13 protein-coding genes are annotated in these 13,446 nt (G+C 67.2%); 4 read left to right on the top strand and 9 right to left on the bottom strand.

Annotated elements, in window-relative coordinates:
- Positions 1–26: 26 nt before the first annotated feature.
- The 4 genes from NIBR502771_RS08630 to NIBR502771_RS08615 all read right to left on the bottom strand — a co-directional run bounded on the left by NIBR502771_RS08630 (position 27) and on the right by NIBR502771_RS08615 (position 5,995).
- The gene (locus tag NIBR502771_RS08630) at positions 27–1,016 is read right to left on the bottom strand and encodes a Ppx/GppA phosphatase family protein (RefSeq protein ID WP_141159393.1); all 990 of its coding nucleotides are present in this window, start codon (positions 1,014–1,016) and stop codon (positions 27–29) included.
- A gap of 7 nt (positions 1,017–1,023) precedes the next feature.
- Positions 1,024–1,443: an SseB family protein gene (locus tag NIBR502771_RS08625; RefSeq protein ID WP_141159392.1), complete on the bottom strand. Its 420-nt coding sequence runs from the start codon at positions 1,441–1,443 to the stop codon at positions 1,024–1,026.
- Positions 1,444–1,495: 52 nt separating this feature from the next.
- Positions 1,496–4,222, bottom strand: coding sequence for a type I DNA topoisomerase (gene topA / locus NIBR502771_RS08620; RefSeq protein WP_141159391.1), 2,727 nt, complete (start codon positions 4,220–4,222; stop codon positions 1,496–1,498).
- A gap of 123 nt (positions 4,223–4,345) precedes the next feature.
- The gene (locus NIBR502771_RS08615; protein WP_141159390.1) at positions 4,346–5,995 is read right to left on the bottom strand and encodes a methyltransferase; all 1,650 of its coding nucleotides are present in this window, start codon (positions 5,993–5,995) and stop codon (positions 4,346–4,348) included.
- A 43-nt stretch (positions 5,996–6,038) separates the two neighbouring features.
- Between NIBR502771_RS08615 and NIBR502771_RS08610 the strand changes: the two genes are divergently transcribed.
- Together NIBR502771_RS08610 and NIBR502771_RS08605 are read left to right on the top strand one after the other, a co-directional pair.
- On the top strand, positions 6,039–6,512 hold the full coding sequence (locus NIBR502771_RS08610; RefSeq protein WP_141159389.1) for a hypothetical protein: 474 nt from the start codon (positions 6,039–6,041) through the stop codon (positions 6,510–6,512).
- A 50-nt stretch (positions 6,513–6,562) separates the two neighbouring features.
- Positions 6,563–7,126 carry a hypothetical protein gene (locus NIBR502771_RS08605; RefSeq protein ID WP_246839841.1) on the top strand — a complete coding sequence of 188 codons (564 nt, stop codon included), beginning with the start codon at positions 6,563–6,565 and terminating at the stop codon, positions 7,124–7,126.
- A gap of 58 nt (positions 7,127–7,184) precedes the next feature.
- On the opposite strand, the gene NIBR502771_RS08600 is transcribed toward NIBR502771_RS08605, so the two are convergent.
- Complete coding sequence (locus NIBR502771_RS08600; protein ID WP_141159388.1) at positions 7,185–8,081, bottom strand: rhodanese-related sulfurtransferase; 897 nt, start codon at positions 8,079–8,081, stop codon at positions 7,185–7,187.
- Positions 8,082–8,215: 134 nt separating this feature from the next.
- On the opposite strand from NIBR502771_RS08600, the gene NIBR502771_RS08595 reads away from it, so the two are divergent.
- Together NIBR502771_RS08595 and NIBR502771_RS08590 are read left to right on the top strand one after the other, a co-directional pair.
- Positions 8,216–8,908, top strand: coding sequence for a GNAT family N-acetyltransferase (locus NIBR502771_RS08595; protein WP_141159387.1), 693 nt, complete (start codon positions 8,216–8,218; stop codon positions 8,906–8,908).
- A gap of 85 nt (positions 8,909–8,993) precedes the next feature.
- The gene (locus NIBR502771_RS08590; protein ID WP_141159386.1) at positions 8,994–11,369 is read left to right on the top strand and encodes a DEAD/DEAH box helicase; all 2,376 of its coding nucleotides are present in this window, start codon (positions 8,994–8,996) and stop codon (positions 11,367–11,369) included.
- A gap of 24 nt (positions 11,370–11,393) precedes the next feature.
- Here the strand turns inward: NIBR502771_RS08590 and NIBR502771_RS08585 are convergent, their stop codons facing one another.
- The 4 genes from NIBR502771_RS08585 to NIBR502771_RS08570 form a co-directional block, all read right to left on the bottom strand.
- A complete protein-coding gene (locus NIBR502771_RS08585; protein ID WP_141159385.1) occupies positions 11,394–11,750 on the bottom strand; it encodes an Rv3654c family TadE-like protein in 357 nt (118 codons plus the stop codon).
- Positions 11,750–12,244 (bottom strand): TadE family type IV pilus minor pilin, encoded by a 495-nt coding sequence (locus tag NIBR502771_RS08580; RefSeq protein ID WP_246839840.1) that lies wholly within the window; start codon positions 12,242–12,244, stop codon positions 11,750–11,752. The genes NIBR502771_RS08585 and NIBR502771_RS08580 overlap by 1 nt, the downstream gene beginning before the upstream one ends.
- Positions 12,241–12,690: a DUF4244 domain-containing protein gene (locus NIBR502771_RS08575; RefSeq protein ID WP_141159384.1), complete on the bottom strand. Its 450-nt coding sequence runs from the start codon at positions 12,688–12,690 to the stop codon at positions 12,241–12,243. The genes NIBR502771_RS08580 and NIBR502771_RS08575 overlap by 4 nt, the downstream gene beginning before the upstream one ends.
- 151 nt (positions 12,691–12,841) lie before the next feature.
- Positions 12,842–13,444 (bottom strand): type II secretion system F family protein, encoded by a 603-nt coding sequence (locus tag NIBR502771_RS08570; RefSeq protein ID WP_141161471.1) that lies wholly within the window; start codon positions 13,442–13,444, stop codon positions 12,842–12,844.
- Positions 13,445–13,446: the final 2 nt, after the last annotated feature.

Raw genomic sequence — 13,446 nt, 5'->3', positions numbered from 1 at the left:
TTAACTGGCACCCCTTCGTCAAAGGGCTAGACAGTGGCTTCCACGGTTCGGGAGCCTGCCACGTGGGGTGCCGGCTCCAAGGGTCCGTCGAAGACCAGTTGGTCAAGGCGCCGCAGGATCAGCCCTTCACGCAGCGCCCACGGGCAGATGCGGAGCTTCTTGAACTTGAACATCTCCAAGGCGGCCTCGGCCACCAAAGCGCCCGCAAGGACCTGGCGGGCCCTGGCCTCGGATACTCCGGGAAGGTGCAGGCGGTCTTCCGAACTCATCGCCGAGATCCGCTGCGTCCAGATTCCCAGGTCCGAGGCGTGCAGTTCCCTCTTGACGTAAGGACCCTCGGCACTGGGCGCAGCACCCGCGATCCTGGCCAGCGACCGGAAAGTCTTGGAGGTGCCGGCCACCACGTTTGCCCGGCCCAGGCCGTCAAATTCACGGACGGCAGGCTTGAGCGTGGCCCGGATGTAGCGCCGCAGATCCTTGACGCTCTTCGCGGTCGGCGGGTCCTCGGGAAGCCAGTCCCGGGTGAGCCGGCTGGCACCCAGCGGCACGGAAGTCGCCACCTCGGGAAGTTCGTCCTGGCCGAACGCCATTTCGAAGGAGCCGCCGCCGATGTCCAGGTTCAGGATGGGCCCGGCGCCCCACCCATGCCAGCGCCTGACCGCGAAGAACGTCATGGACGCCTCTTCGCTGCCGCTCAATTCCTGCAGGGTCACCGTGGTCTCGTGCTTGACCCTGGCCAGGACGGCCGGGCCGTTGGCGGCCTCCCGGATCGCGGAGGTACAGAAAGCCAGGAGGTCCTCGGCCTTGTGCCGGGCAGCGAATTCCCAGGCTTCCAGCACGAAGTCCGTGAGCTCCTGCTGGCCTTGGTCGCTGATGCTGCCGTCCGGCTCAAGGTATTGGACCAGCGACAGCGGCCGCTTATGGGAAGCGAACGGGACCGGCTGCGCGCCCGGGTGGGCATCCACCAGGAGCAGGTGGACAGTGTTGGACCCGATATCGAGGACGCCTAGACGCATGGGGACATTATTGCTCGTCAGCGCGCTTGAAGTCGCGCCTGATGTTGGCAACACCCTCGGGGTTGATCTCGAAACCGTAGGCCGCGCCCGGGTTGATCACCATGCCCAGCTCATCGCCGATGTTGGCGATGATGGCGGCGCCCTGCGTGCCCAGGACGTTGGGAGCGGCTTCCAAGTACTGCTGGTCCACCCTGCTGGGGTGCGAGAAGACGGCCAGGACGGGGTCGCCGTCGGCATTGGCAAGAACCAGGGGCTCCACCTGGGAGTCCACGCCCTCCACCGTGTCCGAGCTGATGATGTAGACCTCGCTGTTGAGGAACGACAGGATGACGTCCACAGGGTCTGCGTCCGGCTGGCCACCGGTGGCGAGCTTCTCCTCGAGGTCGTTGAGCGGCTGGAGGTCCGTGTGCGCGGGCTGTTCAGTCATTCCCCTAGCCGATCACGATACTGTGGCCGGCGCAAACGCGCCGGCCACCTGGTTACTTCTTGGCCGTGGCCTTTTTCTTGGCCGGCGCCTTGCGGGTGGTGGTCCGCTTGACCGGTCCCTTGGCGCGCTTCTCGGCGAGCAGTTCCACCGCCTGTTCCCGCGTGAGTTCCTCGAGGGAGGTGGCACGGGGCACTGTGATGTTCGTGATGCCGTCCGTGATGTAGGGGCCGAACCGGCCTTCCTTCACCACGATGTTCTTCTCGGACACCGGGTCGGGGCCGAATTCGGCCAGCGGGGGCACGGCGGCGCGGGCGCCGCGCTGCTTGGGCTGCGAGTAGATCTCCAGTGCCTGCTCCAGGGTGATCGTGAAGATCTCCTCTTCGGAGCCGATGGAGCGTGAGTCCGTCCCCTTCTTCAGGTACGGGCCGAACCGGCCGTTCTGCACCGTGATGAGGTTGCCTTCGGCGTCCTCTCCCAGTGCCCGGGGCAGGCTCATGAGTTGGAGCGCTTCCTCCAGGGTCACGGATTCAACGGTCATGGATTTGAAGAGCGAACCCGTGCGCGGCTTGGCCTTCACCGGCTTTTTCGGCGGCTTGGGCTTGCCGTTCTTGTAGTACTCCACCGGCTGGTTGGCCAGTTCCTCGTCGGTCATTTCCGGGATGATCTCTGTGACGTAGGCACCGTAGCGGCCATTCTTGGCCACCACGGTATGTCCGGTGTGCGGATCCGCGCCGAGCACGCGTTCCTCGGGCGCCGCCGTCTCCATCAGTTCGATGGCCTTTGCAGCAGTCAGTTCGTCCGGGGCCAGGTCCTCGGGGACGTTGGCACGCGCCGATTCGACGATCTCGCCCGTTTTCGGGTCCACCACGGCGGCAGAGCTTTCCAGGTAAGGGCCGAACTTGCCCACCCGGAGGGTGATCTCGTCGGTGATGGGGATGGAGTTGATTTCGCGGGCATCGATTTCGCCCAGGTTGTTGACGATGCTCAGCAGGCCCGGATCGGAATCCTCGCCGAAGTAGAAGTGCCGCAGCCAGGAGGCGCCGGCTTCCTGGCCGTTGGCGATCTTGTCCAGGTCGCCTTCCATGTCGGCGGTGAACTCATAGTCCACGTAATCGGAGAAGTGCTGTTCCAGGAGCCGGATCACGGAGAAAGCGATCCAGCTGGGCACCAGGGCCGAGCCCTGCTTCCGGACGTAGCCGCGGTCCTGGATGGTTGAGATGGTGGAGGCGTAGGTGGACGGACGGCCGATGCCCTTCTTCTCCAGCTCCGCTGTCAGCGAGGCCTCCGTGTAGCGCGGTGGCGGGGAGGTCTCGTGGCCCACGGCCTGGATGTCGGAAGCCGTGAGCGAGTCGTCCTTGGCAACGTTGGGCAGGCGGCGAGCTTCGTCGGAGTCGTCGTCGCCGCGGGTCTCGTCCTTGCCTTCCTCGTACGCTGCGAGGAAGCCGGGGAACGTGATCACCGTGCCGGAGGCGGAGAACTCTGCGTCCCTCCCGTCGGTGGACACGGCACCGAGCCGGATGGTCGCCGTCGAACCCTTGGCATCGCCCATCTGGGAAGCGACGGTGCGCTTCCAGATGAGTTCGTAGAGGCGGAACTCGTCGCCGGAAAGCTGCTTGGCCACCTGGGCAGGCGTGCGGAAGGAGTCACCGGCGGGGCGGATGGCCTCGTGCGCTTCCTGCGCGTTCGCGGCCTTGTTGGAGTAGACACGCGGGGACTGCGGAATGTATTCGGGGCCGTACAGTTCGGAGGCCTGGCGGCGGGCTGCCGTGACGGCTTCGTCGCTCAGCGCGGAGGAGTCTGTACGCATATAGGTGATGTAGCCGTTTTCATACAGGCGCTGGGCGATCTGCATGGTGCTCTTGGAGGAGAAGCGCAGCTTGCGGCCGGCCTCTTGCTGCAGCGTGGAGGTGGTGAAGGGTGCAGCGGGACGGCGTGTGTAGGGCTTGGTGTCCACCGAGCGGACCCGGAAGTCGGCGTTCTGCAGCCCTGCCGCCAGGGAGGTGGCCAGTTCCTCGTTGAGGTGGGCCACGTTCCGGGAGGTGAGTTCGCCGTTGTCGTTGAAGTCGCGGCCGGTGGCCACCTTGGCGCCGTCCACGGCGGCAAGCTTGGCCTTGAAGGAGCCCGAGTCCGCACCGAACTGGCCGGTCAGGTCCCAGTAGGAAGCAGCCTTGAAGGCCATGCGTTCGCGTTCGCGGTCCACCACCATGCGGGTGACCACGGACTGCACGCGGCCGGCGGAGAGGCCGCGGGCCACCTTGCGCCACAGGACAGGGGAAATCTCGTAGCCATAGAGGCGGTCCAGGACGCGGCGGGTTTCCTGGGCGTCCACCAGGTCCTGGTCAACATCGCGCAGGTTGCCCATGGCGCGCTGGATGGCTTCCTTGGTGATTTCGCCGAACGTCATCCGGTATACGGGGACCTTGGGCTTGAGCACCTCGAGCAGGTGCCACGCGATGGCTTCGCCTTCGCGGTCCCCATCGGTTGCGAGATAGAGTTCGTCGGCGTCCTTGAGCGCGGCCTTGAGCTCGGTCACCTTTTTCTTTTTGTCCGGAGACACCACGTAGTAGGGCTTGAAGTCGTGGTCGATGTCGACGGCGAACTTGCCCACGGAGGTTTTCTTCAGCTCGGCGGGGAGTTCCGAGGGCTGCGGCAGGTCGCGGATGTGACCGATGGAGGCCTCTACGATGAAGCCCTCGCCGAGGTACTTGGCGATGGTCTTGCTCTTGGCCGGAGACTCCACAATCACGAGTTTCTTGCCGGTTTTGGCCTTGCTTGGCACGGTGCTCCTACAGAAAAAGGTTGCTGGGGCAGATGAGCCCATGTCCGCCTAGTTCACCATATTTTGGGCAATCGTGCGCATTCCTGTGGAAAAGACGGGGCTCCGATGAGGGCTTGAGGGGGCCTATTCCAGGGCCGGATTTCCGGCCGGGACCAGGAAGCCGTCCCGGACCAGGTTGGCCACGTCGGCGAGCAGTGCACCCTGGAAGGTCCCGGCGTCGAAGCCTTCGCCGCCGCCCAGGAGGGCCTCCAAAGCCCCGGCGATCTGCCCGGCGGTGAGGTCGCCGTCGCACGCGGACACAAAGCCGGCCAGCTCGGTGCTCATCAAGTTGGTCCGCCGCAGCCCGGCACCCTGCCGGAGCAGGATCACGCCAGGATGTTCTGCGCCTGGGCGCTGGTGGCGTTCCTCGGTGACGTCGTCCGCCACGAGCAGGTGCGTGCCGGCAAGGTCGTGGGCGGCGAGCCAGTCGCTGCGTTCGACGGCGGCACCCAGGTGGGGGCCGATTGGCTGCTCGATGGGGTAGGTGATTTCCTCGAAGCGGCTGATGGCGGCAGGTTTTCCGTCTGCGGGGCGGCGCAGCCAGACCATGCCGAAGCCAATGCCGGCCACATCCCGGGAGCCGAAATCGGCGAGGTAGGCGGCGTAAGCGTCCCGGTAATGCTGCCGGTCGCGGGACTCGGAGGCGTCCCGCAGCCAGGTTTCGGCGTATTGTTCCGGACTGACCAGCTCACGCTGGATGAACCAGGCATCCGTGCCCTGCCGCACCCAGGACTGTGGCCGTTCTTCCCAGCTGCTGCCGGCGGCGACTTCCCAGTTGCCAAGCATCTGGGCCCACCCGCCGGGTGCCAAAACGCCTGGCAGGCCGGCCACCAGGGAGGCCACGATCCCGTCACCGGGCAGGCCGCCGTCGCGGTAGGTGAACTGGTCCGCCGCGTCCTCGCCGGCACTGCGCGGGGTGATCACGAACGGCGGGTTGGAGACCACCAGGCCGAATTCTTCACCGGCCACCGGCTCCAGGAGTGAACCCAGGCGCAGGCTGACCCTCTCTTCGAGGCGCGCAGGGTCCACCGAGAGCGCCTCGGCATTGAGCAGGATGTTGAACCTGGCGTAGGCCAGCGCACGCGCGGAGATGTCGGTGGCCGTGACGTGCTGGCAGTGGTGCAGCAGGTGGAAGGCCTGGATGCCGCAGCCCGTCCCGAGGTCCAGGGCGCGCTCGGTGTGGCGGCGGATGGTGGTCTGCACCAGGGTGGTTGATGCCTGGCCGATGCCCAGGACGTGGTCGTGCCGGAGCACGCCGGCCTGCTGGTGGGCAGCAAGGTCGCTGGCGACCCACAGCTCCGCACCGCCGCTGCCGTCGCCGTTCCTGTCCCAGCCGTACGGCCGCAGGTCGGCTTTTGCCGTGAGCAGCCCGGAGCGGGGGACGGGCTGCACCAGCCCCAGCTCAACGAGTCCGTCGGCGCCGGTGCCCGGCAGCGCGGCGTCGAGCGTTTCCTTTTCCTGCGGCTCTGCGAGGAGCCACAGGCGGACGACGGCGGCGAGCGGCACAGTGCCGGCGTCGGCCCGCACTGCCTGTTCAACAGCGAGCACCGCGGGGATGAGCTGGTCCCTGTTCAACGCCGACGAGGCCTCAGGGCCGAGCAGCTGCGCCACGCCGTCGAGCGTGTAGTCCAGCCCGCGCAGGTCGGCGGCGAGCGCGGACAGCAATGCGGGGAGGTCGCTGCGGGGAGCGTCGGGAGTGTTTCCGGCGGTGAACTCATAAGGGGATGCAGGCACCGCTCAAGTTTAGTCCGGGGTGGGTGCGGGGTACGGTGGTCCCATGCCTTCCCGCCCCGCCTTCCTTCCGCGCGCCCGCACGGCGGCCGCTGTTCGCCGTTCGCTGCCGGGGGCAGTGGCTGCCGCCGGCCTCTGCCTTGCCGTGGCAGGGTGTTCACCGTCGAATCCGGTGGAGAACGCAGATGTATCGGCGTGGCGGGCCACCGCGATGCCATCCTCCCCGGCGGGTGTTGTGCTGCAGGATTCCGGCAAGATCCTCAACCGGGACCGCATTGTGCAGGAGGCCGCTAGGGTTCCCGCGGGCAGCTACACGCTCACTGCGGTGTGCGACGGCACCGGCAAAGCCTTCTTCGCCGTGTCCCTGGACGGCAAGGCCGTAACGGAAGCCGGAGCCGCCTGCAACGGCCGGCAAGAGACCACCAGGATCAGCCTGCCCGCTGCGGGCCGGGTCGAAATCAGCAGCTCCAGCGTGGACGCTCCGCTGCTTTACGCCTACCAGCTGGCACCGGCGCAATAACGCCCGTTCCGGCTCTGGCCTGCCGCCCGGCGGGGGCTTAAAGTCGGACTATGCCCAGCGTGCGGGGAACCTCCGCGTCCCTTCCGGAAGGGACAGCACGGGCGCCGCTGGCACCGAAGGCGGCCGCCGCCGTCGCCCTTGGACTTGTGCTTGCGGCAGGTGCCCTGTCCGGCTGTGAATATTCGTACGACGACGGCCGGGCCTCCAGCGCGCGGGGCACCACGACCGCTGCCCCGGCGCCGGCGTTCACCCGCGACCCGCTGCAGCAGGATCCGGTTGGCGAGGCCGATCTTGAGGACTGGGAATCACGGGCGCTTCCGGGCACCACGGGTCCCGTGGTCCAGGCCGAGGCAGGACTGCTCGCTGCCGGTGAAGTCCGGACGGTCCGGTCGCCGGTGCTGGAAACCGGGACCTACATGCTGGCCATCGCGTGCCGCAGCCAGCGCCGGGTGACCTTCACGGTCAGTACGGAAACCCTCACCCTGGTGGACCTGGGCCTGCGGTGCGGCATCAACCGCCAAAACGTCATTTATGTATCGACGGACAGCGTGCTAACGGTCAGGGTGGAGGCCCGGACCGCTGCGAACTACGCGTTCCGTGTGCAACGGCTCTGACGCCCTGCCGTTACCGGGACAGGCGCGGTAACCTTACCGGCGCTGTCCGGTGCCGGGGTCAGGCCGCGGCGCACCCGTCCGGGCAGCGGAGCGTCTCCGGGCTCGCGGCACAATCGGCGCAGTACAGCGTTAAAGTGCGGCAGCTCGGGTTGGAACAGTTCTCGAATTTGCTGGTGGGCGCCGAACACCGGGCGCACTGGCCAATGGTCTTGGCGTCATCGCTGAACTCCAGGTGCATGCGCTTGTCAAAAACGTACAGCGACCCCTCCCAGAGGCCCTGATCCTTGAACGCCTCGCCGTAGCGGACAATCCCGCCGTCCAGCTGGTAAACCTCTTTGAAGCCGCGGTTCACCATGAGGCTGGACAGGACCTCGCAGCGGATGCCCCCGGTGCAGTAGGTCACCACCGGCTTGTCCTTCAGGGAGTCGTACTTGCCGGATTCCAGCTCCTTGATGAAGTCGTGGGTGGTGGCGACGTCCGGCACCACGGCGTCCTTGAACCTGCCGATCTGGGCTTCGAAGGCGTTCCGGCCGTCGAAGAAGACCACGTCCTCGCCGTCCCTCTTCCTGGAGTCAACGAGCTCGTGGAGCTGCTCCGGCTTCAGGTGCTTCCCGCCGCCCACCACGCCCCCGGCGTCAACCTTGAGTTCCCCCGGCGCGCCGAAGGAGACGATCTCGTCCCGGACCTTCACGCTGAGCCGCGGGAAGTCTGCCGCGCCGCCATCGGACCATTTGACGTCGATGTCCCGGAACCCGGCGTACTCCCGGGTGGTCTTGATGTACTGCTTAACTGCACCGATTTCCCCGCCCACGGTGGCGTTGATCCCGTCTCTGGAAATGATAATGCGGCCGGTCAGTCCCAGCTTTTCGCACAGGGCACGCTGCCAAAGGCGGACAGCCTCCGGGTCTGGAAGGGGGGTAAAACCGTAAAAGAGCACAATCTTGTTCAAAGCCACGTGTTTAAGGGTACCGGCTGGGTTTGCCCCTCCCAGGCGTGGCACCGGCTGAGCGGGCCCGGCACTGATCACAATTGCATAAGCACTGCGGCCCCCTCTGTTGCTTCCGATCGGGCTGGAATAGTCTTCTTGCCATGAGCCCGGAAACCCTGGTTGAAGACATCACTGGCCTGCTCGAAGTGTGGGTTGCCGGCTGGGCCGGATGTCGCGGCTACCGGACCTCCACGGAGGGCCGTTTCCCCGCTGCGCTCCGCTCTGACACCAGCGGCGAGTGGGAAATTTTCGCGTCCGAGCCCACGGATGACGAGTTCGCCACCCTCGCGTCCAGGACTGCGGAATCCCCGGCGCGGGTACTGACCATTCTCACCAATGACCCCTCACGGTACGCCGCCCTGGCAGCCCGTCAGGGGCTGAACGTCACGTCTGATTCGCAGACGATGATGATCGTGGACATGGAGACGCAGGACGCCGAGGACCCGTGGTTGTCCGACGACGACCTGAGCCTGTCCACTTACGAGCAGGACGGCGTGCATTACGCGGAGGTCCGCTCCGGAGACGCCCTCGCGGCCAGTGGCCGGGTGTTCGTGGTCGGTGACACCGCAGTGTTCGACAAGATCATCACCGAGCCTGCCTTCCAGCGCAGGGGACTGGGCAGTTTCATCATGCGTGCGCTGGCGGCCCAGGCCTTCGGGCATGATGTCCGCGCCGGTTTGCTGTTGGCTTCCCTGGACGGGCAGAAGCTCTACTCCCATCTTGGCTGGACCACGGTGGCCCGGGTCCTGATGCTCTCGGCGTCCCACGACGGAGCGGACCTCTCCCTGAGCTGAAAGGGTTCAGCCGGGGCATCCCGATTGTTTTCCCCGTTGGCGAACCGCGGGCGGGCGGCACAGTTACGGGTGGAAGAATGGTGGGGTGAACCCCCATGACTCCCTGATTCCCTTGCTGGGCCGCGGCCCGGACCCGGAACAGCTCCGTCATGTGCGCACCATACCGGCGCGGGAGGCAGTCCACGCGCCGTGGCCTGCATGGGTTCATCCGGACATTGCTGCCGCGTACGGGACGCTGGGCATCCGCGAGCCGTACCAGCACCAGGTCGATGCGGCCGATGCAGCGCATTCGGGCCAGCACGTTGTGGTGGCTACCGGCACTGCGTCCGGAAAGTCGCTGGCGTACCAGCTGCCGGCGCTGGATGCGATCCACCGGTCCGAGCTCCGCGTGCTCGCGGACCCGGGCAAGATCCACGACGACGGCGCCGTCACCCTTTACCTCTCCCCCACCAAGGCGCTGGCGGCGGATCAGCTCAATGCCATCCGCGCCCTGAAGCTGCCCACGGTCAGGGCGGAAACCTACGACGGCGACACCGACCCCTCCGCCCGCCGGTGGATCAGGGACCACGCCAACTTCATCCTTGCCAACCCCGACATGCTGCACTTTGGCATCCTCCCCAACCACGCGTGGTGGGCGGGTTTCTTCCGCCGGCTTCGCTACGTCATCGTGGACGAAGCGCACAGCTACCGGGGCGTGTTCGGGTCACACGTAGCCAACCTGATGCGCCGCCTCCGCCGGATCTGCGCCTACTACGGTGCCGGAACGGCGTTCCCCGAGCCCGTGTTCATCGCTGCCTCCGCCACTGCGTCCGAGCCCCACGTGTCCTTCTCCCGCCTCATCGGGGCGCCCGTCAAGGCGGTGTCCCGCGACTGCTCGCCGCACGGGGCCACCACCGTGGCGTTGTGGGAACCGGCGCTGACCGATGTCAGGGGCGAGAACGGCGCCAAGGAGCGGCGGACGGCCGTGGCCGAAACGGCTGACCTGCTGGCCAACCTGGTGTCCGCCCGGGTCCGCACCATCGCCTTCATCAAGTCCCGCCGCGGCGCGGAGACCATCTCAGCCATCACCAAGCGCCTCCTTGACGAGGTGGATCCGAGCCTGCCGCAACGGGTCGCCGCCTACCGGTCGGGGTACCTGCCGGAGGAACGCCGGGCAGTGGAGAAATCCCTGCGTTCGGGCCAGTTGCTGGGTGTTTCCAGCACGTCTGCGTTGGAACTCGGGATCGACATCTCGGGCCTGGACGCCGTCCTGGTGGCCGGCTGGCCCGGTACGCGGGCGTCGCTGTTCCAGCAGATCGGCAGGGCCGGGAGGGCAGGCCAGGATGCCATTGCGGCATTTGTGGCCAGCGATGACCCGCTGGACACTTTCCTGGTCAACCATCCCGAGGCCATCTTCGACGTGTCCGTGGAGGCAACCGTCTTTGACCCCTCCAACCCCTACGTTCTGGGACCGCACCTGTGCGCGGCGGCGGCTGAGCTTCCGCTGGGGCCGGCCGAGCTGGACCTCTTTGGGCCTACCGCTGAAATGCTCCTGGACCGGCTGGTAGCCCAGGGCTACCTCCGGCGGCGGCCTGCGGGCTGGTTCTGGACCCACTCGCAGAGTGCGGCGGCGATGGTCAACCTCCGGGCGGACGGCGGCGGCCCCGTGAGCATCGTCGATGCCGAGACCGGTTCCCTGCTGGGCACCATGGACTCGCCGCAGACCCACTACCAGGCCCACACCGGTGCCGTGTACGTCCACCAGGGCGACACCTACGTGGTGGAGGACCTGAACGAGGACGACCACTGCGTCATGGTCCGCCGGGCCAACCCGGACTACTACACCACCGCCCGGGACGTAACCCAGATCGAGGTCCTGGAGACCCTGCGGACCATGCAGTGGGGCGACGTCACCGTTCACTTCGGCGATGTGAAGGTGACCACCCAGGTTGTCTCCTTCCAGCGCAAGGCCCTGATCTCCAATGAAGTCCTGGGCGAGGAGCCGCTGGAATTGGGTGCCCGCGACCTCTTTACGAAGGCGGTGTGGTTCGTGGTGGACAACCGTTCGTTGACCGGGGCCGGCCTCATCGAAGCGCAGTTCCCGGGCGCCCTGCATGCCGCAGAGCACGCCGCCATAGGACTCCTGCCGCTGGTGGCGTCCAGCGACCGGTGGGACATCGGCGGGGTGTCCACTGCCTTGCATGCCGACACCGGGGTGCCCACCATATTCGTCTATGACGGGCACCCTGGCGGAGCCGGCTTTGCCGAACGGGGATTCGACAAAGCCATGGTCTGGCTGGCGGCGACCCGCGATGCCATCAAGGCCTGCGAATGCGAAGCAGGTTGCCCATCCTGTGTCCAGTCCCCTAAATGCGGCAACAAGAACAACCCGTTGGACAAGGCGGCGGCGGTCACCTTGCTGGGCGTGCTGCTCAAGGACGCTACCGAACCGGCTCCGGTGGATCTGGAAGCCCGGAGCTGACACCGGCCCGGGGAACTGTCTCCCCTAGGGCGGAGGACCTGCCCGTGCCCGTCCGGTCGCGGCACCCAGCAGCGGCCGTTCGCCGAGCTCAGCCAGCACTTCAACAGTCTGTCCCGAACCCTCGGAGCAGCTCAGCACCGTCGCATCATGGCGGGCAGCCACGTCGGCGGCGACCGTGCAGGGGTCCCCCGTGGTGATGCCGCGGAGGGCATCCGCCCCGGCGAGGGCTGCGAGGTCCGCTGCCGTTGCGGCCCTCCCGGCGAGCACCGCAGCCTGGGCAAGCAGCAGCATGACAGCCATGGCCGTGATGACCACCAGGGCCAGCCCCGCCGCAAGGACCGTTCCTGAGCCGCGTTCACGGCCATCCGCAATGGTTTGCATCACCTGAAGCCCCCGGCGTCGCTCGGGCTTTCGCCGGCGCCGGAACCGCCGGTCCCTGCAATCTCGCTGCGCGTGGAAGCCCGGGCGGTGAGGGTCCACGGAATCGAAGAACCGAGGGGGCCCGGGACCTGGTCGGTAACAGTGACATTGAACCACCCGGCGTCGGCGGAGACTGACGCGGATGCCGAAGCTCCGGCGAGCGTCCTGACCGTCCGTTGCACCGTTGCGGGATCCTCGCCCCGGGCCAGGGCCCTGGCGCCGGCCCGGGCTCCCTCTTCGATCCGAAGCTGTGTCATGCCCGCGGCTGCCCCGGCGAGCAGCATGGCCAGCAGTCCAAGCACGGCAGGCAACGCCACTGCGAACTCGGCTGTTACTGTGCCCCGGGCGTTCACCGTCCTGTCCACCGGTTCCGGGTCCCCGTTGATGCGGGCGGCCGTGGAGGCCACCACTCCAGGTGGCTTCCGTGGCGTCAGCACTCCGGCGGAACGTGTCATGGCAGCGCCAAGGCGGTGCGGATGAGGTTTAGGAGGAAACCACGCACTTCGTCGCTCCGGAGGATGAACACCAACAGCCCTGCGAATCCCACGGCGGCCAGCGTAGCGATGGCGTATTCGGCCGTGGCCATGCCGGCTTCGGAGCCCAACAGCCGAACGCTGCGGCGGACCCTGGGGGCGGCAGCTCCGGCTCCGGCCCCGGGATAGAGCTCCACCACGGTGCCGGGCCGTGCCAACGTCGCTGCTGGTGAGGGCAACCCCGTTCCCCTGACCTGCGGATCGAATACGCCGGGAACGGATGCGTCCGCCGGGAATGCGGCGGCGTAGGGGTAGGGCGTCCCGGAGGCGCGGCCACGGCTGCCGGTCCGTCCCGATGAAAAGCGCCGGGAAGCGGCCACAGCGGATGTTCCGGCGGAGTAGTTGCGGCGGTAGTAGTTGATGGACATCTGGTTTCCTTTCCGATGATGCCGGCAGTGTTCCGGCGCTCCTGACTCTTCCCGGCGCAGCAGTTGCCGGTAAGTGAGGGGGTGGGCTAAGTGGATAAGCCGTGCCCTTCCGCCGCTGTGGAGGAGGGGACGTGCAGCCGCCAGGGGACGGCTAGGACCCGGACGGCACCAGGGCCAGCAGAACCGGAACGACGCCAAGGCAGATGAAGGCCGGCAGCGAGCAAAGGCCCAGGGGTATCACCAGCTTCACACCGAGTGAAGCAGCCCGCTTTTCGGCCTCCCGGAAGCGTTCCCGGCGAAGCCTGGCGGCCTGGGCATACAGAATCGCCGAGGACGGCGCACCTGTCAGTGCAGCGAAGCCGAGGGCGTCCCTCAGCTCCAGGATTTCGGGGAGCCGGACGGCGGAGCTGCGCCAGGCCGTGTGCCAGTCGGCGCCGATGGCGAGCGCCGAAACCACCGGCCGCAGCGAGTCCCGGTACTGGGGTGCTGCCGCGGCGGCCACCAGGTCGAGGGACCGGCCAATTCCGGCGCCCGCGTCCAGCATCGCGGCCACAAGTTCGAGCATCATGGCGGTGTCCTTCAGCCCGCTGTCCTCATGGGCCGACGCCTTCTTTGTACCCATTGCCTGCTGGGTCCTGGCAGCAGCAGGAAACAGCCGGTGCAGCCGCCGGAGCGGCACGGCATGGCTGGAACAGGCAAGCCAGGCCCCGGCCGCCAGCAGGAGGAACAAGGCCAGTCCCGGGGCCCAACCCATAC

The sequence above is a fragment of the Pseudarthrobacter sp. NIBRBAC000502771 genome, from assembly GCF_006517215.1.
Lineage (GTDB): Bacteria > Actinomycetota > Actinomycetes > Actinomycetales > Micrococcaceae > Arthrobacter > Arthrobacter niigatensis.
The sequence above is the reverse complement of the archived record's forward strand: the minus strand, read 5'-3'. Positions and strand labels throughout refer to the sequence as shown.